Origin of the sequence: Sorangium sp. So ce834 (assembly GCF_051521425.1) — a bacterium.
Taxonomy (GTDB): domain Bacteria; phylum Myxococcota_A; class Polyangia; order Polyangiales; family Polyangiaceae; genus Sorangium; species Sorangium cellulosum_D.
The window spans coordinates 7,184,359-7,209,206 of record NZ_CP150351.1; the positions used below are offsets into that span (position 1 = coordinate 7,184,359).

Genomic DNA, 24,848 nt, shown 5'->3' on the forward strand with positions numbered 1-24,848 from the left:
AGAAGCCTGGTTTCAGGGAAAATGCAAGCAAACTCCTCCGTGTCCCGGTCGGATCGCCGGGCCTGGCGCGAGACCCGGACGGAAAGGGCTCCGAGGACAGCCCGGGTGAGCCGATGAGGCGCGCTCGATCCGGCTGCCACGCTGCCGCAACACGGCGGGTTCGTGATAGCCTGGCCGGACAAGCGGGGGGGACGCCGCACGCGCACGTCCGGGGGGTACGTGGAGCGGGCCGGTGACCGGGAGAGCGGACGGACAGCGATGGGGGAGACCGCCGGACAGCCAGCCGGGTCGATGCGCTCATCCGGCAGGGGGAGCGCGCAGATCGACGCGCCGGGCGGGCGGCTTTTGCGTGTCAGCGGCTCGCTCTGCGGGCTGCTGGGCTACGCGGAGCGGGAGCTGCTCGGGAAGAGGCTGCTCGACCTGGCGCTGCCGGAGGACCGGACGAGCTCGCTGGACGCATGGCGCTCGCTGCTCGAGGCCGGCGAGGAGGAGATCACGTTCGAGATGCGCTGCCGCTGCAAGGACGGCGGCGTCCGCTCGCTCCAGCTGACGGGCGTCTCCGTCGGTGACGCGCGCGACCGGCCGTATCGCGTGGTGGTGTTCGTCGAGGACATCACCGAGCGGCGGAGCGTCGAGGAGCGGGCGCTCGCGGCGGAGCAGGCGCTGGCCGAGAGCGAGGCCAGGATGCAGCGGCTGTTCTACAGCAACATGGCCCCGATGGCGTTCTGGATGCCCGATGGGCGGATCGTCCAGGCGAACGAGGCGTATCTGCAGCTCGTGGGCCGCACGCGGGAGGAGCTCGCGGCCGGCCTGGTCCGGTGGGATTCCGACGTTCTGCCGGAGGAGCGCCCCGCCGACGATCGTGCGCGGGCGGAGCTGTTGTCGGGCCGGTGGACGTTCGCGCCGTTCGAGCGGACGTATGTACGGCGCGACGGGACGCGGATAAGGATGCTCGTGAGCGGCTGTCTGCTGCCCGCGGGGCGGTTCGAGGACGGCGGCTTCGTGCTCGCGCTCGACATGACGGCGCTCCGGCGCGCGGAGGCGGCATTCCGGCAGAGCGAGCAGGTCTTCCGCGTCATCGGGGACTCCATCGATTACGGTATCTGGGTCAGCGACCGCGAGGGCCGGAACGTCTATACCAGCGAGGCGTTCCTGCGCATGGCGGGGTTGACCCAGGCGCAGTGCTCGGAGGGCAGGTGGTTCGACGCGCTCCACCCCGACGACCGGCACAAGGTGGCGCTCTTCCGGCGGTGCCTGCGGACGGGCGAGCCGTTCGAAGACGAGCTCCGCTACGTCGGCGCGGACGGCGCCGCTCACCCCACCCTCAGCCGGGCCGTCCCGATCCGCGACGAGCGGGGCGAGATCACCGCCTGGGTCGGCCTGTGCCTGGACATCGGTCGGCTCAAGCGCACGGAGGAGGCGCTGCGCGAGAGCGAGCGCCGGCTCCGGGCGGCGCTCGACGACGCGGAGCGGGTCCTCGCCGAGCGCGAGCGCCTGGAGGACGAGCTCCGCCGGCGCGAGCGCCAGCTGACGTCGCTCATGACGAACTCGCCCGACGCGATCTACCGCCTGGATCTGGATCTGCGCTGCACGTTCATGTCGCCCACCTCGCTGGCGGTCACGGGGCTCCCGCCGGAGCACTACGTCGGCAGGACGCCCCGCGAGAACGGGCTCCCGCTCGAGGTGTGCGAGGCGGGCGAGACCGCGTGCCGCGAGGCGCAGAGGACGGGCAAGCCGCAGCGGATGGAGTTCAGCCTCGGAGCGCGGAGGTTCCGCGCCCGGTACATCCCCGAGCTCGGGCCCGACGGCACGGTGGAGTCGTTCATGGGGATCACCGAGGACGTCACCGCGGAGCGGCTGGCCGAGGAAGAGCGCCAGAAGCTGCTCGAGAGCGAGCGCGCCGCCCGCGACGAGGCCGAGCGCGTCAGCCGGGTCAAGGACGACTTCGTCGCCACCCTCTCGCACGAGCTGCGCTCGCCCATCAACGCCATCCTCGGCTGGGCGCGCATCCTGCGCAGCCGAGCCCCGGAGCCGCAGGCCCTCGCGCGCGGGCTCGAGGTCATCGAGCGCAACGCGCGCCTGCAGGCCGACATGGTCTCCGAGCTGCTCGATATGAGCCGGATCGTGTCGGGAAAGCTGCGGCTCGACGTCCAGCCGGTCGACCTGCCCGCGGTCCTCCAGGGCGCGCTCGAGGCGATCAAGCTCGCCGCCGAGGCCAAGGGCCTCGCGGTCGTCTCGAGCGTCGAGCCCGAGTCGCTCTCGCTCAAGGGGGATCCGGCCCGGCTCCAGCAGGTCGCCTGGAATCTCCTGTCGAACGCGGCGAAGTTCACGCCGGCCGGCGGGCGGATCGACGTCGCGCTGCGGCGCGCGAACGCGCACGCCGAGCTGTCGGTGACCGACACCGGCCCGGGCGTCGCCCCGCAGTTCCTGCCGCACCTGTTCGAGCGCTTCCGCCAGGCGGACGCCTCCTCGACGAGGAAGCACGGCGGCCTCGGCATCGGGCTCTCCATCGTCAAGCACCTGGTCGAGCTGCACGGCGGCACCGTGCACGTCGCCAGCCCGGGTGAGGGCCGGGGCGCGACCTTCACGGTCAAGCTGCCGCTCGCCGGCGTCTCGCCCCAGGCGCCCGGCACGACGCAGCGGCCCCCTTCGCCGCGCGCCGAGGCGGCGTCCGCCGTCTACCCGGCGGACGAGCTCACCGGCGTGCGCGTCCTCGTGGTCGACGACCAGCCCGACGCCCGCGAGGTCGCCCAGCGCGTGCTGGAGGAGTGCGCCGCGCGCGTCACCACGGCCGGCTCGGCCGCGGAGGCGATCGCCATGCTGGAGCGCGAGCGCCCCGACGTGCTCGTCAGCGACCTCGGCATGCCGGGCGAGGACGGCTTCCAGCTCATCCGCAGGGTGCGCGACCTCGGCCCCGCGCGCGGGGGCGCGACGCCGGCCGTCGCCCTCAGCGCGCTGGCGCGGGCCGAGGATCGGGCGCGGGCGCTCGGCGCCGGCTACCAGGCCCACATCGCCAAGCCGCTGGATCCGGCGGAGCTCGTGGGCGTGGTCGCGGCGCTCGCCAGGGAGCGGGCGACGGGGTGAGACGCGGTTGTTCCTGGGGAGCGCTTCGGAGAGGTAACGGTCCAGCCAAGGTCGAGCGGCACCGGGCGCGCGGTCGACTTGATCACAGCGGTCTGCTCGCCGGTGAGCCGAATGATCTCCTGGAAGAACTCGGCGCCTTCCATCGTGACGCTCAATGAGCAGGAATCTCGCCTGCGGCAGCGTGCCTTGGAATGACGGAAGCCTGCGAGCAAACGCATCCATGTCCCGGTCGGATAGCCGGGCTCCACACGAGACCCGGACGGAAAGGGCCCCGGAGACAGCCGGGGTGAGCCGATGACGTGCGCTCGATCCGCCTGTCATACTGCCGTGACACGCCGTGTTCGTGATAGCGTGGCTGGACGAAACAGGGGGACGCCGCACGCGCACGTCCGGGGGGCACGTGGAGCGGGTTGGTGACCGGGAGAGTGGACGGACAGCGATGGGGGAGACCGCCGGACAGCCAGCCTGGTCGATGCGCTCGCCCGGCAGGGGGTACGCGCAGATGGACGCGCCGGGCGGGCGGCTCCTGCGTGTCAGCGGCTCGCTCTGCCGGCTGCTGGGCTACGCGGAGCGGGAGCTGCTCGGGAAGAGGCTGCTCGACCTGGCGCTGCCGGAGGACCGGACGAGCTCGCTGGTCGCATGGCGCTCGCTGCTCGAGGCCGGCGAGGAGGAGATCACGTTCGAGGTGCGCTGCCGCTGCAAGGACGGTTGTATCCGCTCGCTCCAGCTGACGGGCGTCTCCGTCGGTGACGCGCGCGACCGGCCATATCGCGTGGTGGTGTTCGTCGAGGACATCACCGAGCGGCGGAGCGTCGAGGAGCGGGCGCTCGCGGCGGAGCAGGCGCTGGCCGAGAGCGAGGCCAGGATGCAGCGGCTCTTCTACAGCAACATGGCGCCGATGGCGCTCTGGATGCCCGATGGGCGGATCGTCCAGGCGAACGAGGCGTATCTGCAGCTCGTGGGCTGCACGCGGGAGGAGCTCGCGGCCGGCCTGGTCCGGTGGGATTCCGACGTGATGCAGGAGGAGCGCCCCGCCGGCGATCGTGCGCGGGCGGAGCTTTTGTCGGGCCGGTGGACGTTCGCGCCGTTCGAGCGGACGTATGTGCGGCGCGACGGGACGCGGATCACGATGCTCGTGAACGGCTGTCTGCTGCCCGCGGGGCGGTTCGAGGACGGCGGCTTCGTGCTCGCGCTCGACATGACGGCGCTCCGGCGCGCGGAGGCGGCATTCCGGCAGAGCGAGCAGGTCTTCCGCGCCATCGGGGACTCCATCGATTACGGCATCTGGGTCACCGACCGCGAGGGCCGGAGCGCCTATGCCAGCGAGGCGTTCCTGCGCATGACGGGGTTGACCCAGGCGCAGTGCTCGGAGGGCGGGTGGCTCGACGCGATCCACCCCGACGACCGGCACAAGGTGGCGCTCTTCTGGCGGTGTCTGCAGACGGGCGAGCCGTACGAGAAAGAGCTCCGCTATCTCGGCGCGGACGGCGCCGTCCACCCGGCCCTCAACCGGGCCGTCCCGATCCGCGACGAGCGGGGCGAGATCACCGCCTGGGTCGGCCTGTGCCTGGACATCGGCCGGCTCAAGCGCACGGAGGAGGCGCTGCGCGAGAGCGAGCGCCGGCTCCGGGCGGCGCTCGACGACGCGAAGCGGGTCCTCGCCGAGCGCGAGCGCCTGGAGGACGAGCTCCGCCGGCGCGAGCGCCAGCTGACGTCGCTCATGACGAACTCGCCCGACGTGATCTTCCGGCTCGACCCCGAGATGCGGTGCACGTTCGCGACGTCCGCCGTCGAGGCGGTGACCGGGTTCCCGCCCGAGTACTACCTCGGCAAGCACGGCTTCGAGACCCTCCTTCCGAGGGATATGTGCGAGGCCAGCGAGACCGCGTGCCGCGAGGCGCAGAGGACGGGCAAGCAGCAACGCATCGAGTTCACCATGGGCGGGCGGAGATACCGGACGCGCTTCATCCCCGAGCTCGGTCCCGACGGCGCGGTGGAGTCGTTCATGGGGATTTGCGAGGACGTCACCGCGGAGCGGCTGGCCGAGGAAGAGCGCCAGAAGCTGCTCGAGAGCGAGCGCGCCGCCCGCGACGAGGCCGAGCGCGTCAGCCGGGTCAAGGACGACTTCGTCGCCACCCTCTCGCACGAGCTGCGCTCGCCCATCAACGCCATCCTCGGCTGGGCGCGCATCCTGCGCAGCCGGGCCCCGGAGCCGCAGGCCCTCGCGCGCGGGCTCGAGGTCATCGAGCGCAACGCGCACCTGCAGGCCGACATGGTCTCCGAGCTGCTCGACATGAGCCGGATCGTGTCGGGAAAGCTGCGGCTCGACGTCCAGCCGGTCGACCTGCCCGCGGTCCTCCAGGGCGCGCTCGAGGCGGTCAAGCTCGCGGCCGAGGCCAAGGGCCTCGCGGTCGTCTCGAGCGTCGAGCCCGAGTCGCTCTCGCTCAAGGGGGATCCGGCCCGGCTCCAGCAGGTCGCCTGGAATCTCCTGTCGAACGCGGCGAAGTTCACGCCGGCCGGCGGGCGGATCGACGTCGCGCTGCGGCGCGCGGGCGCGCACGCCGAGCTGTCGGTGACCGACACCGGCCCGGGCATCGCCCCGCAGTTTCTGCCGCACCTGTTCGAGCGCTTCCGCCAGGCGGACGCGTCCTCGACGAGGAAGCACGGCGGCCTCGGCATCGGGCTCTCCATCGTCAAGCACCTGGTCGAGCTGCACGGCGGCACCGTGCACGTCGCCAGCCCGGGTGAGGGCCGGGGCGCCACCTTCACCGTCAAGCTGCCGCTCGCCGGCGTCTCGCCCCAGGCGCCCGGCGCGACGCAGCGGTCCCCCGCGGCCCGCACCGAGGCGGCGGCCGCCGTCTACCCGGCGGACGAGCTCACCGGCGTGCGCGTCCTCGTGGTCGACGACCAGCCCGACGCCCGCGAGGTCGCCCAGCGCGTGCTGGAGGAGTGCGCCGCGCGCGTCACCACGGCCGGCTCGGCCGCGGAGGCGATCGCCATGCTGGAGCGCGAGCGCCCCGACGTGCTCGTCAGCGACCTCGGCATGCCGGGCGAGGACGGCTTCCAGCTCATCCGCAGGGTGCGCGACCTCGGCCCCGCGCGCGGGGGCGCGACGCCGGCCGTCGCCCTCAGCGCGCTGGCGCGGGCCGAGGATCGGGCGCGGGCGCTCGGCGCCGGCTACCAGGCCCACGTCGCCAAGCCGCTGGATCCGGCGGAGCTCGTGAGCGTGGTCGCGGCGCTCGCCAGGGAGCGGGCGACGGGGTGAGACGCGGTTGTTCCTGGGGAGCGCTTCGGATAGGTAGGGGTCTTTCCGGCGCCGTGCCGGGGGCGATCGCGAGCAGGCCATGGTCCAGCAGATCTCCGTGAAAGAGCTCTTTCTGAAGCTGAAGGCGGGGGAGCCCGTGATGCTCCTCGACGTGCGCACGCCCGGCGAGCACGAGATCGCGGCGCTGCCGGGCAGCACGCTGATCCCGCTGACCGAGCTCGCCGAGCGCGCGGACGAGGTCGCGGCCCCCGAGGGCGCGCTGATCGTCGCGTACTGCCACCACGGCGTCCGGAGCCTCTCGGCCGCCGCGATCCTCGAGAAGCTCGGCCACGCGCGCGTGGCCTCGCTCCAGGGCGGCATCGACGCGTGGTCGGTCCACATCGACGAGAGCGTCCCGCGGTATTGACGCGGGGGCCGAGCGTCGCGGCACGCCCGAGGGGCGCGCGGGCAGGGCTAGTTGAGAGAGGCGGCGCCGAGCCGGAAGTAGAGCCTCCGGCGCGCGCCGCACGCGCTGCAGGCGACCTGCGCGACGCGGAGGCGGACGCCGTCCAGCGTCTCGGCCGTGTGGTCCTCCACGCGGAAGGCGCCGCGGCAGCGCGGGCACGGGATCGACCGCGCGGCCACCTCGACCTGCGAGGCTGCGTCGAGCGCGATGGCGCGCTCCGGGGTGTGGCCCGGCTCGAGCAGCGCGAGCCGCTCGATGTCGCGGGTGAGCTTCTCCGCCGCGCGGTCGCCCGCGCGCCGGGCGGCGCGGGCCGAGAGCTTCTTCTTCGCCATGGGGTCTCCCTGCGCTCCGGGTCTACCAGCTACCGGTCGTCGCGGATCGCGGGCGCGGGGTCGTGAGGGGCCGGCGCCCTGGGGTCGCGCGCGGCGCTGCCCGGCGGGCGCGCCGGAGGGTGCGCCGGCTTGCGCAGCGCCCCGTCCAGCCGGGGGTCGAGGGGCGCCTTGGGCCCGGAGGCGGCGGACGAGGGAGCCGCGCCCGGCCCCGCCCCGCCGGCCGCGGCGGAGCCGGGGGGCTGCGCCGGAGCCGCCGTGCCCGCCGCCGCGCCGGCCGCGCCCTCCAGCGCCTCGCCGGCCGACGCCGGGGCCTCGGGCTCGCCCGCGGCGTCGAGCGACGAGGCGTGGGCCGGCGCCTGCGAGGCCGGGCCGGACGGGAGGCCGACGTTCGACGAGCTCTCGGGGCGGCGGGACCAGAGCGTCACCCCGACCGCGACCGCGGCGGTCAGGGAGGCGGCCGCGGCGATGCGCGCGGCCGCGCGGCGGCGCTTGCGCAGCATGAGGGAGCTCTGCTGGCCGGGGCGGCGCTCGGTCACGACGGGCACGCTCCCGATGCTCTCCTCGCCGTCGGCCAGCGGGCGCGCCGCGAGCAGCCGGTAGGGCCAGGGCAGCGTGGGGCCGTCGTCGTGCGCCATCCTCAGCGTCGGGCCGTCCTCGCGCGCCATCGTCAGCGTGGGCCCGTCCTCGCGCGCCATCGTCAGCGTGGGGCCGTCCTCGCGCGCCATCATCAGCGTGGGCCCCTCGTCGCTGGAGACGGGCACCGAGGTGCGCTCGGCCGGCGCGGCGTCGCGGGTGCGGAGGGCGTCGGCCGCCGTGCCCGGGCTGGGCAGGGTCGTCACGGGGTCGCCGCCGCCGGGAGCGACCACGGTGGCGCGGCGGCTGAACCTCCCGTCGGGCTCATCGTCGGCGCCCGGGCGCGGCCAGGTCGCCGTGGCGCCCTGGAAGCGCGCCGCGCCGGCGGGCGTGGTGCTGGCGGCGGGGTCGGGCGGGGGCGGCGGCAGCGAGGGGAAGGCCTTGCCCGCGGCGATCGCCTCGATCTGGTCGAGCGCGCGCGCCGAGTGCTCGGTGCCGTACGGGGCGAGCGCGCGCGACAGCTCCACGACGCTCTGGAGGCGTTGCTGCACGTCCTTCTCCAGGCAGCGCAGGATGACCTCCTCGAGGTGGACGGGCAGCTCCCACCGGTGCACGCGCGGCGGCCTGGGCGCGTCGGTGACGATGGCCACGAAGAGCGCCGAGATGGAGGGCGCGTCGAAGGGGAAGCGCGCGGTGAGGAGCTGGTAGAGGATGATCCCGAGCGCCCAGACGTCGGTGCGCGCGTCGACGTCCTTCGTGCAGCGCACCTGCTCGGGCGACATGTAGCAGGGGGAGCCGAGCATCATCTCCGACGCCGTGAGCTTCCCGTCCTCCTCGGCGGCGTCCTCGGCCGACTTGGAGAGGCCGAAGTCGAGCACCTTGACCACGGGGACGCCGCTCGGGCCGGACGTGAGGAACAGGTTCCCCGGCTTCAGGTCGCGGTGGACGATGCCGCGCGCGTGCGCCTCCGCGACCGCCTCGCAGCTCTGGAGCACGTAGTCGACCGCCTCGGAGACGGGCAGAGGGCCGCGGGCGTCGAGCACCTGCTGGAGGTCGCGGCCGCGCAGGTGCTCCATGACGATGTACGGCAAGCCCAGCTCGGCCGTGCCCACGTCGATGACGCGGGCGACGTGCTCGCTCCGGATCGCCGCGGCGGCGCGCGCCTCGCGCAGGAAGCGGGCGCTCGCGCCCGGGAAGTCCTTGGCCCGCGGGAGGAGGAACTTGACCGCGACGCGCTGGCGCAGCGAGACGTGCTCTGCGACGAAGACGGCGCCCATGGATCCTCGGCCCAGGCTGCGCTCGAGGCGGTATCTCTGCGCGAAGACCTCACCTATTCTTGGGATGCCTTCGGCGGATGCGGGCGCATCCGGCTTCATGGCCCGACCTCCATCGGCTCACTATAGCCGCACCGGCGTCCATTTTGACGCGAAGATGCGGGCGTCAGGCGACGCCAGGCGGCGGCATACGGGGAAGGCGCAGCGCGTGCGCTGCGGTCGCACGGATTGCGTGGGTCGCGCCGGCGCGTGGCGCACGCCCTGCGCTGAGCGGCCGCTTGCCGTACCGCACGGCCTCTGCGGCGCTGCGCGCCGATCCCAGCGGCGCCGCGCGTAACTCCATGTCGTCCCGCGGCGTCGTCCCGCGGCGTCGTCCCGCGGCGTCGTCCCGCGGCCCCGCGCCTGCGCGCCGCCGCTCCCCCTCCCGCTCGGAGCATTGCGACGTCGCGCCCGCCGTGGCACGAGCGCGCCCTCATGCCGACCCGCCCCTTCGCCCTGGGCCGCTCTCGCCCGCTCTCGGGGGATCCCGGCGCCGCCGCCGCGCGCCCGCTCGAGCTCCCCGCGCACCACCTCGTGACCCACGGCGTGCCCGCGAGGCGCTCTCGGCCTCGCTGTCGCTCCTGCTCCGGCTCGTCGGGCGCGACCCGGATCCGGCGCGGAGCCGCGAGCACGTGCTGCTCGCGCACCTCGCCGAGCGGCGGCTGCGCGAGCGCCGGGCCGCGGGGCTCGAGGAGCTGCTCGCCGACCTCGCCGCGCCGCCGATCGCCGCGGTGGGCGCCCTCGACGTCGACGAGTTCTTCGCCCCGAAGGAGCGGCAGGCGCTCGCGCGCGAGCGGAGTGGACCGAGGCGGACGCCGCGCTCCGCGACCTCCACGCCGCCCAGGCCGCCGAGCTCTCCGCGCTGGAGCAGCTCCCCCACCGCGCCGCCGAGGGCATCGAGACGAAGCGCCTCGTCCCCAGGAAGAACGACGTCGAGGTCGCCTTCGTCGCGCTCGCGTGGGCCGCGACGCTCGCCGGCACGGCGTGAGCCCTCCCCGAGCGCGTCGGTCACGTCGATCGACCGAGAGCTGAACCGCCAAGGACGCCACGAAGAGTAACGAGAGCCTGGCGTCCGCGGGCGTCGTCGGGGAGCGGCCCGCGCGCTCGCAGCGCCGCCCGCCGAGGTCTGCCCCTCAGGGCTTGTCCGTTCCGCGCGACGACGCCAGCAAGTCGTCCACGAACCGGCGCATCAGGCGCACCAGGTCGCTGAAGTCTTCCTCGCTCCATTTGGCGAGGATCGGGGCCGCGAGCCTCTGACGCGCGGCGTCCAAGGCGTCCGTCATCTGTCGCCCCTCGTCGGTGATCACCGCCTCATGGACGCGGCGATCGGCTGGGCTGGGTCGACGTTCGATCAGCCCCAGGCTCTCGAGCTTCGCGACCTGGCGGCTGACGGTCGTGTAATCGCGCCCGGCTCGGTCCGAGAGCTCGACCACGCCGATCGGCCCGAAGCGCTCGATCCCCACCAGCAGTTGAAAGAGGGCTCGATCCAGGGAGAGGCCCGCCTCCGCGAGCAGCGCCTGATCGCGCTGCGGCAGGTTCATGACCGCGATCAGATCGACCATGGCGCCGTGGAGCTCGCGGAGCTTCTTTTTTGAGATGCGTGTAGTTTGCACAAATTCTCTTGACGGTTCGGGGGCGCGAACATATGCATGATACACATATCTGAAACGCAGTTCAAGAAAGCGGAGCTCGCCGTGGAACATCATTTTTCGACGGATGCACTGATCGTTGGCGCAGGTGCTGCCGGGTTGACCCTGGCCATCGAGCTCGCCCGTCGGGGAGTCGCGTTCCGGCTCATCGACAGGCTGGACGGGCCGTTTCCCGGCTCGCGCGGCAAAGGGATCCAGCCGCGCAGCCAGGAGGTGTTCGAGGATCTGGGCATCCTCGACCGCGTCGTTGCGGCCGGCGGCATGTACCCACCCCCGCGGGAGTATCGCGACGACGGAGGCTACGAGGAGTCGCAGCGCATGGAGCCTCAGGACCCGACGCCTGGCGAGCCCTATCTTCTGCCGCTGCTCGTGCCCCAGTTCCTGACCGAGGCCGCGATGCGCGAGCGTCTGGCGGAGCTCGGGAGCGCCCCGGAGTTCGGCCGCGAGCTGAAGAGCCTCGAGCAGGATGGCGAGGGCGTCACCGCCCGCGTCGCTGGCCCGAGGGGCGAGGAGACCGTCCGCGCCCGCTATCTCGTCGGAGCGGACGGCGGCCGCAGCGTCGTACGGCACGCGCTCGCGATCGACTTTCCCGGCAAGACCATGGGGGTGCGCGCCGTGGTCGCCGACGTCGTCCTGGATGGGCTCAGCAGGGACGCCTGGCATCGCTTCAACAAACAGTCGATGGAAAAGCAGATGTCGCTATGCCCGCTCGTCGGCACCGACATGTTCCAGTTGCAGGCGCCGATTCCTCCGGAGGGCGATGTCGATCTCTCCGCGGAAGGCCTCACAGCGATGGTCGCGGGCCGCACGGGCCGAGGCGACATCGTGATCCGTTCGGTGTCCTGGGCCTCCGCCTATACCATGAACGCGCGCCTCGCCGACCGTTACCGGGACGGGCGCGTCTTCCTCGTCGGCGACGCCGCGCATATCCACCCGCCGACGGGCGGGCAGGGCCTCAATACGAGCGTGCAGGACGCCTACAACCTCGGCTGGAAGCTCGCCTCCGTTCTGGCGGGTGCGCCGGAGGCGCTGCTCGCGACCTACGAGGAGGAGCGCCGGCCGATCGCCGCGGAGGTGCTCGGCCTGACGACGCAGCTGCTGGAGGCGGCCAAGCGAGGCGTCATGCGCCGCGGTCGCGAGGTGCATCAGCTCGATCTGGGATACCCGAAGTCGTCGCTGGCCATGGAAACGCCGAAGCGCAGCGGCGGCATCCTCGCGGGCCACCGGGCGCCGGACGCGCCCGTCCGCGGCGTGGCGGGGATGCCGACACGGCTCTTCAAGCTCTTCCAGGGTCCGCATTGGACCTTGCTGGGTTACGGGGTGGACCGGCTCTCGGCCGTCGAGCCGCGCCCCGGGCTTCACATCCACGCCGTCGGGCCGCACGGCGACATCGTCGACGATGGCGGCCATCTCCGCGCTGCCTACGGCGTGTCGCCCGGCGACTGGGTGCTCGTCCGGCCGGACGGATATATCGGCGCCATCGTGTCGTCCGATCATGCGCCGGCTCTGGAAGCCTACCTTGCCAGCGTCGGCCTCCCATCGCGGGGATGACGAGGACGATGGCGCGCTCTCGTCACGCCGCGCTGGGCCCGGGTTGGGCCCCACTGGAGCCCTGCTCGGCGGAAACTCAGACGGAAGTTATTGGGGGATGACGGTCGGGGCGCACGTCGATACGCCCGCGCCGATGATCTCGGCGGGGAGGTCGTCCCGCAGGAGCTCCGGCGGCGCGCCCGACAAGGGGTCGTAGCGATAGACGCTCGACGTGATCCTGTCGACGGGGTCGGGGTTCAGGACGAAGAAGTAAAAGGCGCCTCCCCAGGTCGCGAACGCCCAGCTCGCGCTGTCGTGGATGTTCACGCCGGAGAGCGGTGTCTGGGAGAGCGTGGCGCCGGTCCTCTTGTCGTACTCGCTGAGGGACGCCGGCTCCCCCGGCGCCCCCCTCACGAAGCCGAAGAGCCGGCCGTCGCCCGTGCCGGTGAGGTCCGCGTCCCTTCCCTCGCCCACGCCGAGCGGACGGATGGCGCGGCTCCGCGCATCGAACGTGGCGAGCGCCCGGACGGGATCCACCTCGTCGGGCGTCCCGCCGAGCAGCGCCTCGCGCAGGTAGAGGGTCTCCTCGCCGGGGACGCCGTCGGACGCGAACGCCATCCCGAACCTCCAGGGCGGGCGGTCCCCCGGCGTGCTCATGACCGGTTCGCAGACGCCGGTCTCGATATCCAGGCGCGCGAGCCGGCCGCTATGGCTCTCGATCCAGGCAACGCCGCTCCGATCGACGGCCATCGACAGCGGCGACACGGCCTCGATCTGCCAGAGCTCCACGGGACACGCGCACTTGAACTGGCCGATGAACCGGAAGTCCAGCGTGGCCGGGTGGAACGAGTAGAGCTCGCTGTACGACGAGACCGTGTAGATGTGGTGCGACGTCAGCTCGGAGCACGCGCCGGGGACGGTGACGGACGGAGGGTTCCACACGGCCGGCGGGCCGGGGTTCACCCACGTCGGGTCGATCCACCCGTCGCCGCCCCCGACGCCGCCGCCCCCGACGCCGCCGCCCCCGACGCCGCCGCCCCCGCCCTCGCCAGGGAGCGCTCCGGCGGAAGGATCGAGCGTGGTGCCGCTCGCGCACGCGGCGAGCGACAGAGAGAGCACGCCGGCAAAGATCAGACCAGGAGACGACTGCAGCATATCGATTCCTCGACGCGGGGTTGAAACGCTACGGGTACGTGGGGACGAGCCGTGGTCCCCATTTGAAATTCGACCTGGCGCCCCCTGCTCCCCGGCGGCAGCGGCGCCTCGCGCCCGGGCGCGGCGGGCCCGCTCGCGGCCGCCGCCCTCGCCGCCTCTGGCGGGGCTACTGACGCACGGAATCGGCGCTAAGCTCCCCCCGCATGCCCCCGATCGGCTCTCCCTCCGGCGGACGTCGCGCAGCGCAGGCCCTCGCAGCGGAGGCCGCGCGGCCCCGCGGGCGGGCGTGACCCCATGCCGCCCTCCCGCTTCCGCCCCGGGCTCGGCCGCCCGAGCGCGCCGGCCCCCGGGATCGCGTGGTTCGCGTTCCGCGGCGACGAGCTCCTCGTCCGCGCGCCTCGCGACGGCGGCGATCGCTTCGACGTCCCCGTCGCGGCCGATCTCGCGGAGCTCGGCGTCGTCGCCGTGCGCGACCAGCCGCTCGGAGAGCTCGACGGCCGCCCCTGCCGCTCCGCGGAGCTCGCGCAGGGCTCCCCGGCGCCCGAGGGGTACGCCTACGTCTCGCTGCGGCGCCTCCACGGGCGCATCGATCCGGAGCTGTTCGACGTGGCGGGCACCGCGTACCAGGTGCAGCACTGGGACCGGGCGCACCAGTACTGCGCGGCGTGCGGCGCCGCGCTCGAGGCGGGGCAGGACGAGCGGGTCAAGCGCTGCGTCCGCTGCGCCAGCAACTACTTCCCCCGGATCACGCCCGCGACGATCGTGCTCGTCGAGGACGGCCCGCGCGTGCTCATGACGCGGCAGGCGCGGTTCCCCGCGGGCATGTACGGCCTCGTGGCGGGCTTCGTCGAGCCGGGCGAGACGCTGGAGGCGTGCGTCGCGCGCGAGGTCCACGAGGAGACGGGCGTCGACGTCGCGGACATCGCCTATTTCGGCAGCCAGCCGTGGCCCTTCCCGCACCAGATCATGGTCGGCTTCACCGCGCGCTATGCCGGCGGCGAGCTCCGCGTCGACACGCGCGAGCTCGAGGACGCGCGCTGGTTCCACCGCGACGCGCTGCCGCTCTTGCCGCCGCCGCTCAGCATCGCCCGCAAGCTCGTCGACGCCTGGCTCGCGCGCCCGGCGCGGTAGCTCGCCCTCAGACGCGACGCTGCTTCCACGCCCCGCGGCGGAACATGAGCCAGCCCGCGACCGCGAGCGTCGAGAACGCCACCGCGATCGCGATGGGCACGCCCGTCGACCCGAGCCCCGCGGCGCGCGCGAGCCCCCAGCCGAGCGGGATCTCCCAGAGCCAGAAGCAGGCGAAGTTCAGCATCGTCGGCGTCCACGTGTCGCCCGCGCCGTTGAAGGCCTGCGTGAACACCATCCCGAACCCGTAGAACAGGAACCCGCACGCCACGATCCGCAGCGTCTCCGTGCCGGACCGGAGCACCTCGGCGTCGCCCGTGAACGCGCCGACGATGGCGCCCGCGCCCACCGCGAAGACCACGCCGATCGCGCCGAGCATGACCGTGTTCCAGACGCCCGCGCGGTAGACCGCGGCCTCGGCTCGCTCGGGGCGCCCGGCCCCGAGGTTCTGCCCCACCATCGTCGCGGCGGCGTTCGCGAGCCCGAACGCCGGCAGGATCGCGAACGCGATGACCCGCATCCCGATCGTGTAGCCGGCGAGCGCCGCGCTCCCGAAGGGGGCCAGGATGCGCACCATGCCGATCCAGCTCGCCGTGCCGATGAGCGCCTGCAACGCGCCGTTCGCGAACAGGCGGAGCAGCGCCGCGAGCGCCCTCGGGTCGGGCACGAGGTGCCGCGCCCTCACCTTCACGCGACCGCCGCCGCGCGCGAGCAGGAAGACCTGCAGCGCGACGCCGGTCCCGCGGCCGAGCGTCGTCCCCACCGCGGCGCCGGTGACGCCGAGCTCCGGGAACGGGCCGAGGCCGAAGATGAAGCACGGGCCGAGCACCATGTTCAGCGCGTTCGACAGCCACAGCACCCGCATCGACAGCGCCGCGTCGCCGGCCCCGCGGAAGACCGCGTTCATGACGAACAGCATCAGGATCGTCCCGTTGCCGAGCAGCATCGTCGAGGCGAACGGCGCGCCGGTCGCGATCACCCCGGCGCTCGCCCCCATCGCCGCGAGCAGCCGCGACGCGAGCAGCCCGCCGGCCACCGCGATCGGCAGCGAGGCGAGCAGGCCGAGCACGATCGCCTGCCCCGCCATGGCGGCCGCCTCCTCGGGGCGCCCCTCGCCGATCCGCCGCGCGACCGTCGAGGACGCGGCGACCGAGAGGCCCATCCCCAGGGCGTACACCACCGCGAGGAGCGACTCCGTGAGCCCGACGGCGGCGACCGCGTCGGCGCCGAGCCGCGACACCCAGAACACGTCGACCACGACGAAGAGCGACTCCATGAGCATCTCCATGACCATGGGGATCGCGAGCAGGACGATCGCCCGGTCGATGGAGCCCTGGGTGAAGTCGTGCCCGCTGCCGCCCACCGCCTCGCGGAGCGTCGACCAGACGCCGGCGCCTCGGCGCAGGCCGGGCGAGGGCGCATCGGGTTCCGCGCGCAGATCGGGGGCAGGAGGCGTGGCGTGGTCGCGCATGGGGGCGAGCAGGCTGATCGCGGGCGCCCGTCCAGTCCAGCGCCTTTGCGGGCCCGCGCGTCCGTCCGGGTGACCGGGCCGCGACGCAGCGCAGGCGCAGGGCGGCGAGCGCCACGCCGCACAGGACGCCGAGCACGAAAATGACAGCGCCGCGCAGCGCCAGGCGCGACCTGCGCCCGTGGGCCTGGGCCTCGGCCGGGAGCGCGCGCACCCACGCCTCCATCTCCTCCTGCGGCGCCGCCTGCTCGGCGGCGACCAGCTCCTCGACCCAGGCCGCCACCTTCACGAGCGCGCTCTCCACGTCGGGGTCGTCGACCCCGTGAGCCATCATCAGGCGTCTGACGCGCGCGTGGACGAGCCGCTCCTGCCACGCCTCCGGCGCGCTCGAGCTCCGGACTGGCTCGGCCCATGGCGGCGGACGTCTCGGCGTGTCCTTCGGGAATGTCATCGCTTCGCCCTCGACGCGGCGGTGCCCTGCGAGATCCAGGCGAGCGCGGGAGCTCTGGCGCTGCGCTGCTGTCCGGGGCGCCAGCGGTGAGTCGCACCGTCGGCGCTCCGCTCGATCTCACTGCCTCACTGCATAGCCATCCCTACGGCGCGGTCGCCTGGGCCGCCACCGCCGGGGCCATCTCGCCGGCCTGCGCCACCCCTTCCGCCTTCGCGGCCACATTTGCCGGCTCCGTCGCCGCCCACCCGCCTGATCTGCGTCGATGCAGGACAGCCCGCCGCAGTCCCCCTGTTCGCCTGCACCGCCACCGTAGCCGCCCGGCACTGCGACGCCCGAACCCGCTGAGCCAGACGGGTACCGCGCCCGTCCCGCTGCCCGTTCGACGCCGACCGCTCAGCCTGCGCTCGAGAAGAAGAACCAGGCGTCGTCAGGACCGCAGCCCGGATCGAGGGCGAAGCGAAGGCGTTCGAGAAACCCGCGGTAGCCGAGGACGATCGGCCCTATCCATCCTGGGGCGACAACGATGCTGCCCGATACCGTGAGGCTCTCGCCGCGCTCCGCGACGAGCACGACATCGAGGTCGTGGAGGACGCCGCGGATGCGACCGAGTCGCGTCAGGAGGATCATCGTCTGTCCCGAGGGACCGAGCTGCGCTTGCAGCAGGTCAGCGAGATCGCCTCCGATGATCGACCACGCGGCGCCCGTGTCGAGCAACGCCTGGTTCTCGAACGGAAGACCAGCGATCCGGCAGCGGACCGCGACCGTCAGCAGTGTTCCTTCATGCTCCGTCGCGACCCGATAGCGCGCCGACGAAGCAGCCCACGGCTGCGCATCCCCGTCGAGCCGCATCGTACCTTTGGCCATCAGTCGACCTGGACGATGAACGCGCCATCGATCTGACCGCGCTCCGTCAGCCGCTCGATCAGCGCGCGCAGCGCGATGTCGGCGTCGAGCAGCTCTCCGTCCTGGAGCGCCACCCAGCGATCGAGGTAGGCCTGCCGGTTCTCTCGCAACCAGGCATAGTCTGCCGCGAAGTCGCTGCGAGCTCGGTCGGGCGACGGCACGACCCGAGGCGGACGGAGGACCTTGGCCCAGCCTTCCACGCTCGTGTCGCCCTGGGCGAGCAACTCCTGGACGTAGCGGCGCGCTTCCTCGACCCGGTTGGCCTCCACCAGCCTGCGGACTTGCTCGGCCGGAGGGATCGGCGGAGGCAGAACGTCGCTCGCGGAACGCATGCAAGCATCGTAGCACTTCGCCCACCGCCCTCGCTCGGTCAGGATGGCCACTCCCTCCCGAATCGCCGCATCTTCAGCGGATCGTGAACGGATCCCGATCTCGCGCGCTGAGCTCGACGCGGAGCGACGGCACCTCGGCGCGGAGCCGCTCGGCCAGGCGCTTCAGCGCGGCGCGCTCGCTGTTCGAGTGCAGCGCGCACACCACCGTGACGCCGGCGCTCGCCGCGCGCAGGGCGTCGTGGTGGCGCAGCTCGCCGGTGAGATAGAGCTCGGCGCCCTGGGCGATCGCGTCCTCGAGGAGCGCGCCGCCCGCGCCGGCGCATGTCGCCACGCGCGCGACGGCGCGCCGCTCGGGGCCGGCCACGAGCAGCGCGTCGACCCCCAGCGCCGCCTTGACGCGGCCGAGCAGGTCGCCGACCGGCGCCGCGCCGCCGAGCGGCCCGATGCGGCCGATACCGACGCGCAGCGGCTCGACGGCGAGCTCGACGAGATCGAACGCCACCTCCTCGTAGGGGTGCGCGGCGCGCATCGCCTGCAGGACCGCCTCGGTCCGATCGCGGGGAAAGACCATCTCCAGCCGCACCTCGGTCACGCGCTCGAGCCGACCCTTCTCGCCCACGGTGGGGTTCGTGCCCTCCTCGCCGAAGAACGTGCCCGTCCCGACCGTGCGGAAGCTGCAGCGCGAGTACCGGCCGATCCGGCCCGCGCCCGCCGCGGCGAGGGCGTCGGCCACGGCGTCGGCGTGCTCCTCCGGGACGAAGACGACGAGCTTGTGCTGCCACGCCTTGGACGGCGCCCGCCGGAGCGGCGCGCGCTCCCCGGACATCCCGAGCGCGTCGGCGAGGACATCGTTGGTGCCGCCCTCGGCGACGTCGAGCGCCGTGTGGGGCGAGTACAGCGCGATGCCGTCCCGGATCGCCGCGAAGATGGGGCTCGGCGCGACCACGCGCTTCACCGCCTCGAAGAGCGGCGGGTGGTAGGCGACGACGAGATCGCAGCCGAGCTCGCGCGCCTCTTGGGCGACCTCGGCGGTGTAATCGATGGCGAGGAGCGCCGCCGACGAGGGCCGCGCGGGATCGCCCGCCAGGAGGCCCACGTTGTCCCACGGCTCGGCGAACCGGAGCGGGGCGATCGACTCCAGCGCAGCCACGACGTCTCGGAGGAGGGTCATACGCGCATCTATACCAGCGGCGGCGGCCGCACCAGCGAGCGGCCGCGCGGGGCGAGGCGCCAGCGGCGCACCGCGAGCGCGCCGAGCTACCCACATCGCCGCCCTCGCCCTCACCGAAGAACTCATGTGTTCACCCTCGAGCACGGATTGCCACCCTCGCGCCAAATCGCGCAGAATGCCGGCCGAGATCGCTCGAGCAGACGAACACAAGCGCTCTTTCGCCAACTCACATGATGGATCTGGGGTGGTGTTTTCATGTCCATTCAGGATCTCTCGCGATCCATGCCAGTCGCGCAAACATAACATCAGACTGGATCACTGGCCGTTCGCACGTGATTGTTCCGCCGAGACAGGTGAGCTCCCCGTGTCAAGCCGATAGCACGGCTGTGGCCGCGAATTTGCTCTGGAGGTCCGGGCACCCGCGAGACGTCGACGCGGCGTGACGCTCACGAGCGATGGTCGCGCCGCGGGAAGAGCGGATTGGCCGTCAAGTTACATCAGCAGCGGAGAGGCTGGCGGCGCTTGCGGCCTCTCCTTGGCAGCGCTCCGTCGCGCCGCGCCCGGGCTCCTGAGGGGGAATGGTGCGGCGCTCTCCGACACGGGGGGAGATGGGCGCATCGGACCGAGCCAGGAAAGGAAGATCCCATGCAGCGCTTCAAGTCACGCCTCACCACGGTTGCCCTCACCGCAGCGTGCGCGTTCGCGTCCGGCTGCCTGAGCATCGACGCCGGTGACGAGGGAGCGGGGCCGCCCCCGACCGCCTCGGGGACGCTGACCGTCGCCGTCGCCAATGGCGAGGCGCGGTACATGCTGGAGCGGGAAGACGGGGAGTTCGTGCGCCTGAACCTGGACTCGATGACGGAGGCGCCGCAGGGCGCCGAGGCGCCGATCGACTGGCGCACGGCGAGCGGCTCCCCGGTGGACGTGTTCGGCACCGAGGCCGACGACGGCACGATCATCGTCGACGCGATCCGGCCGGCCGAGGGCATCGGCGAGCTGACGAGCGCGCTCGTCACGACCGGGGCCAAGCGCGTCCTGGTGCTGCGCGTGCAGTTCGACGGCGGCCAGACGCTGGGCACGGAGCAGGACGTGCGCAACACCATGGATGGAGCGGCGACCCACCTGGCGGGCTCGTCGTTCGGGAAGATGCAGCTCCAGTACGACGTCGCCGGCCCGTTCAACATCGCCTTCGGCAAGTGCGACGACTACAACCGGTGGCAGAACGAGGCCAAGGCCGCGGCGCGGAACGCCGGCTTCGATCTCAACGCGTACCAGCACTACATGATCATGGGCAAGCTGGATTGCGGGTACGCCGGCATGGGCGCGCAGCCCGGCAGCGCCACCTGGATCGCCGGCCTCTGGCCCGAGGTCGTCGTGCACGAGCTCGGCCACAACTTCGGCCTGTGGCACGCCTCCTCGCGCACCTGTCGCAGCAACGGGGCGACCGTGACCATGAGCAACGATTGCACCTTCGACGAGTACGGCGACGTGTTCGACCCGATGGGCAACGGCGGCAAGCAGCACTTCAACGCCAACTACAAGGTGAACCTCGGGTGGATCCCGTCGACGCAGGCCGTGACGGCGACCGCCGACGGGACCTACACGCTCGCGCCGATGACCGAGGCGAGCAGCGGGACCCAGCTCCTCCGCGTCAAGGGCCCGAACGACATCATGTACCAGATCGAGTTCCGCCAGCCGGCGGCGACGAACGTCGTCGACTCGCGCAACCTCTCCACGAAGGGCGTCCTCATCCATGCGTTCTTCACGCAGTCGCGAGAGAGCGGCCGGGCGCACCTGCTCGACATGGTCCCTGGCGGGAACTTCAGGGACGCGCCGCTCGTGGTCGGCGCTTCTCATCAGCTCTTCGGGACGAACGCGACGGTGAAGGTCCTCTCGGTGTCGGCCACGGGCGCACAGGTCCAGATCTCCGGCCTGGGCGGCACCGGCGGTGACACCGGAGGCACCGGCGGCGACACCGGCGGCACCGGCGGCACCGGCGGCCAGAGCCTGGCGGCCGTCCATTCGGGCAAGTGCATGAGCGTCAACGCGGCGAGCCAGGACAACGGCGCCACCATCATCCAGCGGCCGTGCACCGGGGCGAGCGATCAGCAGTGGAAGATCGAGACGATCAGCGGCGCCACGGCGACCGTGAAGAACGTGAACAGCGGAAAGTGCCTCGACGTGCAGGGGGCCAGCCTGAACAACTCTGCGAACATCACGCAGGCGGACTGCAACAGCAGCAGGAACAGCCAGAAGTGGGAGATCATCGATCGCGGCGACGCGGTCATCTCGCTGCGCTCGGTCAACAGCGGCAAGTGCGTGGACGTCAACGGGGTCAGCACCGCCGACAACGCCAGGTACATCCAGTACACGTGCAGCACCGGGACGAACCAGCGGTTCCGGCGGCAATAGCGCGCTTCCGGGGCGCGACGACCGGGGGCGCCGCTCCCGCCCGCGCGCCCCAGAGCGGCGGATCGTGACCGGCGTCGGGCCAGGGATCTCCCAAGCCCGGCGCCGCGCCCGCGGCCTCCTGTCGAAGCGTTGCGCCGTGCAGGAGGATCGATGTACCTCCCCTCGATGAACCGCATCGCTCTCGGGCTCGCGGCCGCCGCGGCGAGCCTCGCGCTCTCCGCCGCGGCGCCCGCGCTCGCCAACGGCCGATACCCCACCGCCGGCCAGATCCTCGTCGATCCCGCCGATCCGGAGCACATCGTCGTCCGCGCGACCTACGGCGTCCTCACCACCCGTGACGGCGGCGAGCGCTGGTCGTGGATCTGTGAGGCGGCGGTCGGTTACAGCGGCTTCGAGGATCCCATGATGGTCGTCACCGCCGACGGCTCGATGCTCGCGGGGCTCTTCGACGGGCTCAGCGCGACGCACGACGGCGGCTGCGACTGGCAGTTCGCCGAGGGCGCGCTCGCCCAGCGCAACATCGTCGACCTGTCGATCGACCGCGCGGACCCCGCGAGCGTCCTCCTGCTCGGCTCCAGCGTGATGGCGAGCGACGCGATCTTGACCCAGGTCTGGGAGTCGAAGGACGACGGGAGGACGTGGACCCAGGCCGGGGCCGACTTCCCGAGCACGTTCCTCGGCGTGACCCTGGACAGCGCGCCGAGCGATCCCCGGCGCATCTACGTGAGCGGGCGCCGCAACGGCCCCGCGTTCCAGGGGATCGTGCGGCGCTCGGACGATCGCGGCGCGACCTGGGAGGAGTTCGACGTCCCTGGCAGCGACGATCGCAACCTGCCCTACCTCGGCGCCGTGGACCCGGAGGACCCCGACGTGGTGTATGTGCGCCGCGACGGCGACGGCGCGGACGCCCTGCTGGTCTCGCGGGACGGGGGCGCCACCTGGCGCGAGGTGTTCCAGGCGGTGAGCCTGCTCGGGCTCGCCCTCTCGCCCGACGGGACCAGGATCGCGGCCGGCAGCGACATGGATGGCCTGTGGGTCGCGCCGACGGATACGCTGGAGTTCACGCAGGTGGGGCAGCTCGGCGTCCGCTGCCTGACCTGGACCTCGCGGGGCCTCTTCGCCTGCGCCGACGAGCCCGTGGACGGCTTCTCCGCGGGCGTCTCCACGGACGGGGGCGCGACGTTCTCGCCGCTCATGACGCTCGACCGCCTCTGCGGCCCGCCGGCGGCCTGCGGGGCCGAGGGCTCGACCGGCCGGACCTGCCCCGACCTCTGGCCGGCGACCGCGAGCTTCGTCGGCGCCGCGCGCGCGTGCGAGACCGGCGCGGCCTCGGGCGGCGCCGCCGGCGCGGGCGGGAGCGGGGCGGGCGCCGGCGGCGGCGCGGACGGCGCGGGCGCGGCCGAGCCGGGCGCCGGCGACGGCTGCTCCTGCGAGGCGTCGGGCGGGGGGCGCGCCGGGGCGCTCGCGGGCTGCCTGGTCGCGGCCGGCGGCGCGCTCCTGCGCGCGCGGCGGTGGGGGCGGCGCCGCCCTGGGCGATGATCGGGATTCGACGACCGGAGGCGGGTTTGTTGGCCGCTCCGGCCGCCCCGATGGACACTGGCGAGACGGTCACGATGAAAACGTGGAGCTTTCTCGCCCTGGGACGCAGCTACGAAATCACGGATTATGGCCCCAGATTCGGTATCGAGGTCACGCGGAACGGCTACACGGTGTGGACCGGCTACCGTGACGGCGCGCGGCTCGTGACGGACACGAGCACCCTTCCCGCGCGCGAGCTCGGGGCGCTCCGCGAGGAGCTCCTCCGGCGAGCGGCCTTCCGGGGCGCCGCCCCGGCGGCGGACGCGGGCCTCGGCGCGCGCCGGCCGCAGCGCGCGGTCGAGCAGCTCGATCTGCTCGGGGCGCCCGCGCTCGCCGGCTGCCAGCGCTGACCGGAGGGGGGCTGCCCCGGAGGGCTCGCGCGGCGCTCAGACCTCCAGCGCGCTCTCGATGACCCGATGCACGAGGCCGTACTCCTGGGCCTCGCGCGCGGTCATCCACAGGTTGCGCTCGGTCTCCTTGGCGATCTTCGCGGGATCCTGCCCGGTCGCCTCGGCGAAGATGCGGTTGAGCCGCTCGCGCGCGGCCAGGATCTGGGCCGCCTCGATCTCGATGTCCGACGCGGGGCCGCGCACGCCGCCGAGCGGCTGGTGCAAGAGGAAGCGCGTGTTCGGGAGCGCGAACCGGTTCTCCCGCCGCGCGGCGACGAAGATCAGCGCGCCCGCGCTGGCGACCCATCCGGTGCCGATCACCTTGACCTCGGGCCGGATGAAGCGAATCACGTCGTAGATCGTATCTCCCGACTCCACGTGCCCGCCCGGCGAGTGGATCAGGATCCGGATCGGCTCCTCGCTGTCGCTCGCGAGGGCGAGGAGCTGCGCCGTGGTGGCCTGCGCCAGCTCGCTGGTGATCTCCCCGAAGATCAGGACGGTCCGGCTCCTCAGCAGGCTGCTCTGGACCTTCTCGGACAGCGCGCGGGGGAGCGGCTGTTCTTCGTTTGGCGTGGAATCGAGGCGCATCATGGCCCCGAGCTTCCTGCCGCCCCCGCCCGCGCGCCATGACCGCGAGGCGCGGAGTCATGCTCGCGCGTCTCGATCCGCGAGGGAGCGCTGGACGAGCGGCCTCGGCGCGGGCAACCATGGGGCATGGCGGACGAGATGGAGCGGCAGCTTCCCCGCGGCGTGGCGGTCTCCCGGCATCACGGCCCTCCTGGCGCGCTCTGGCGCGCGGGCGCGGGGGATCCGCCGAGCGTCCACGTCGTCGTGCAGGGCGCGTTTCGTCTCTCACAGGACGACGGGACATGCACCCTGGACGGGGCGTGCGCCCTGGAGCTCGACGCTGGCGACCTCGTGCTCCTCGGGTTCGGCGCGCGCGGCGCGGCGCCCGGCGAGCGGAGCCTCTGCTGCGTCGCGCCGTCGACCGGCGCCGCTCCCGCGGAGGCGGAGCTGATCTCGGCGACCTACGCCGCTGCGCCCGGCGGGGCGCTCGCCTCGCTCGCGCCGGTGGTCCACCTCCCTGCCGTCGAGGTGCGGCGAGCGCCGGGGCTCTCGGCCGTGGTGGGCCTGCTGCGCGCCGCGCTCGCGGAACCGTCCCCGGGGCAGGCCGCGCTGGCGCGCTCGCTGCTCGAGCCGCTGCTCGCCTACGCGCTGCACTGCCACGAGCGGGCGGGCGAGGCGGGCGCGGCGCGCGCGCGGGGCCGGCGCGTCGCCCGCGCGTTCGACCGGCGCGTCGCCCGCGCGCTCCGGCTCATGCAGGACAGGCCGGCGGAGCGCTGGACCCTCGAGGCGCTCGCGAAGGCGGCGGGCCTCTCCCGCGCGGCGCTGGCGCGGCGGTTCCTGGCCGAGCTGGGGGTCCCGCCGCTCCGCTACCTCGCCGAGCTGCGCATGCAGCGGGCGGCCGAGCTGCTCGCCGAGGGCGACGGCTCGCTGGCCGCCGTGGCGGCCGAGGTCGGCTACGACTCGGAGTTCGCGTTCAGCCGCGCGTTCAAGCGGCACACGGGCGAGGCGCCGGGCGCGTTCCGCCGGCGCAGCCGGTCCGAGGGGGCGGCGTTCCGGCTGCCGCCGGTGCGCGCGGCGGCCTGAGGGCTTCGCGGGGGCGGCGC

At 73.3% G+C, this 24,848-nt stretch carries 18 protein-coding genes; 9 read left to right on the forward strand and 9 right to left on the reverse strand.

Annotated features, from left to right (window positions below; all coding sequences use genetic code 11):
* Positions 1–291 precede the first annotated feature (291 nt).
* The 3 genes from WMF20_RS25730 (at position 292) to WMF20_RS25740 (ending at position 6,755) form a co-directional block, all read left to right on the forward strand.
* Complete coding sequence (locus WMF20_RS25730; protein ID WP_437604605.1) at positions 292–3,084, forward strand: hybrid sensor histidine kinase/response regulator; 2,793 nt, start codon at positions 292–294, stop codon at positions 3,082–3,084.
* A 439-nt stretch (positions 3,085–3,523) separates the two neighbouring features.
* A complete protein-coding gene (locus tag WMF20_RS25735; protein ID WP_437604606.1) occupies positions 3,524–6,349 on the forward strand; it encodes a hybrid sensor histidine kinase/response regulator in 2,826 nt (941 codons plus the stop codon).
* A 79-nt stretch (positions 6,350–6,428) separates the two neighbouring features.
* Positions 6,429–6,755 (forward strand): rhodanese-like domain-containing protein, encoded by a 327-nt coding sequence (locus WMF20_RS25740; protein ID WP_129576891.1) that lies wholly within the window; start codon positions 6,429–6,431, stop codon positions 6,753–6,755.
* A 47-nt stretch (positions 6,756–6,802) separates the two neighbouring features.
* On the opposite strand, the gene WMF20_RS25745 is transcribed toward WMF20_RS25740, so the two are convergent.
* From WMF20_RS25745 to WMF20_RS25755, 3 genes are all read right to left on the reverse strand, one after another.
* Entirely contained in the window at positions 6,803–7,126 is a 324-nt protein-coding gene (locus WMF20_RS25745) for a hypothetical protein (protein ID WP_437604607.1), read from the reverse strand.
* Between the two features lie 29 nt (positions 7,127–7,155).
* A complete protein-coding gene (locus WMF20_RS25750; protein WP_437604608.1) occupies positions 7,156–9,075 on the reverse strand; it encodes a serine/threonine-protein kinase in 1,920 nt (639 codons plus the stop codon).
* Positions 9,076–10,145: 1,070 nt separating this feature from the next.
* Positions 10,146–10,574 (reverse strand): MarR family winged helix-turn-helix transcriptional regulator, encoded by a 429-nt coding sequence (locus WMF20_RS25755; RefSeq protein ID WP_437604609.1) that lies wholly within the window; start codon positions 10,572–10,574, stop codon positions 10,146–10,148.
* A gap of 87 nt (positions 10,575–10,661) precedes the next feature.
* Between WMF20_RS25755 and WMF20_RS25760 the strand changes: the two genes are divergently transcribed.
* A complete protein-coding gene (locus tag WMF20_RS25760) occupies positions 10,662–12,212 on the forward strand; it encodes an FAD-dependent oxidoreductase (protein WP_437604610.1) in 1,551 nt (516 codons plus the stop codon).
* A gap of 87 nt (positions 12,213–12,299) precedes the next feature.
* Here WMF20_RS25760 and WMF20_RS25765 read toward each other — a convergent pair whose 3' ends face one another.
* Complete coding sequence (locus tag WMF20_RS25765; protein WP_437604611.1) at positions 12,300–13,346, reverse strand: hypothetical protein; 1,047 nt, start codon at positions 13,344–13,346, stop codon at positions 12,300–12,302.
* 294 nt (positions 13,347–13,640) lie between these two features.
* Here WMF20_RS25765 and nudC point away from each other — a divergent pair, with 294 nt between their 5' ends.
* Positions 13,641–14,477: an NAD(+) diphosphatase gene (gene nudC / locus WMF20_RS25770; protein ID WP_437604612.1), complete on the forward strand. Its 837-nt coding sequence runs from the start codon at positions 13,641–13,643 to the stop codon at positions 14,475–14,477.
* 7 nt (positions 14,478–14,484) lie between these two features.
* Here nudC and WMF20_RS25775 read toward each other — a convergent pair whose 3' ends face one another.
* The 4 genes from WMF20_RS25775 to WMF20_RS25790 all read right to left on the reverse strand — a co-directional run bounded on the left by WMF20_RS25775 (position 14,485) and on the right by WMF20_RS25790 (position 18,799).
* Positions 14,485–15,945, reverse strand: coding sequence for an MATE family efflux transporter (locus WMF20_RS25775; RefSeq protein ID WP_437604613.1), 1,461 nt, complete (start codon positions 15,943–15,945; stop codon positions 14,485–14,487).
* A gap of 841 nt (positions 15,946–16,786) precedes the next feature.
* Positions 16,787–17,257 (reverse strand): hypothetical protein, encoded by a 471-nt coding sequence (locus WMF20_RS25780; protein ID WP_437604614.1) that lies wholly within the window; start codon positions 17,255–17,257, stop codon positions 16,787–16,789.
* Entirely contained in the window at positions 17,257–17,628 is a 372-nt protein-coding gene (locus WMF20_RS25785) for a hypothetical protein (RefSeq protein WP_437604615.1), read from the reverse strand. The genes WMF20_RS25780 and WMF20_RS25785 overlap by 1 nt, the downstream gene beginning before the upstream one ends.
* Positions 17,629–17,701: 73 nt before the next feature.
* Positions 17,702–18,799 (reverse strand): Nif3-like dinuclear metal center hexameric protein, encoded by a 1,098-nt coding sequence (locus WMF20_RS25790; protein WP_437604617.1) that lies wholly within the window; start codon positions 18,797–18,799, stop codon positions 17,702–17,704.
* 645 nt (positions 18,800–19,444) lie between these two features.
* On the opposite strand from WMF20_RS25790, the gene WMF20_RS25795 reads away from it, so the two are divergent.
* The 3 genes from WMF20_RS25795 to WMF20_RS25805 all read left to right on the forward strand — a co-directional run bounded on the left by WMF20_RS25795 (position 19,445) and on the right by WMF20_RS25805 (position 23,139).
* Positions 19,445–21,211 carry an RICIN domain-containing protein gene (locus tag WMF20_RS25795; RefSeq protein WP_437604618.1) on the forward strand — a complete coding sequence of 589 codons (1,767 nt, stop codon included), beginning with the start codon at positions 19,445–19,447 and terminating at the stop codon, positions 21,209–21,211.
* A gap of 165 nt (positions 21,212–21,376) precedes the next feature.
* Positions 21,377–22,750 carry a WD40/YVTN/BNR-like repeat-containing protein gene (locus WMF20_RS25800; RefSeq protein ID WP_437604619.1) on the forward strand — a complete coding sequence of 458 codons (1,374 nt, stop codon included), beginning with the start codon at positions 21,377–21,379 and terminating at the stop codon, positions 22,748–22,750.
* A 74-nt stretch (positions 22,751–22,824) separates the two neighbouring features.
* The gene (locus tag WMF20_RS25805; RefSeq protein ID WP_437604620.1) at positions 22,825–23,139 is read left to right on the forward strand and encodes a hypothetical protein; all 315 of its coding nucleotides are present in this window, start codon (positions 22,825–22,827) and stop codon (positions 23,137–23,139) included.
* 36 nt (positions 23,140–23,175) lie between these two features.
* On the opposite strand, the gene WMF20_RS25810 is transcribed toward WMF20_RS25805, so the two are convergent.
* Positions 23,176–23,766, reverse strand: a complete 591-nt coding sequence (locus WMF20_RS25810) for an ATP-dependent Clp protease proteolytic subunit (RefSeq protein WP_437617167.1) — start codon at positions 23,764–23,766, stop codon at positions 23,176–23,178.
* A 126-nt stretch (positions 23,767–23,892) separates the two neighbouring features.
* Between WMF20_RS25810 and WMF20_RS25815 the strand changes: the two genes are divergently transcribed.
* Entirely contained in the window at positions 23,893–24,828 is a 936-nt protein-coding gene (locus WMF20_RS25815; RefSeq protein WP_437604621.1) for an AraC family transcriptional regulator, read from the forward strand.
* The last annotated feature ends 20 nt before the right edge of the window (positions 24,829–24,848 follow it).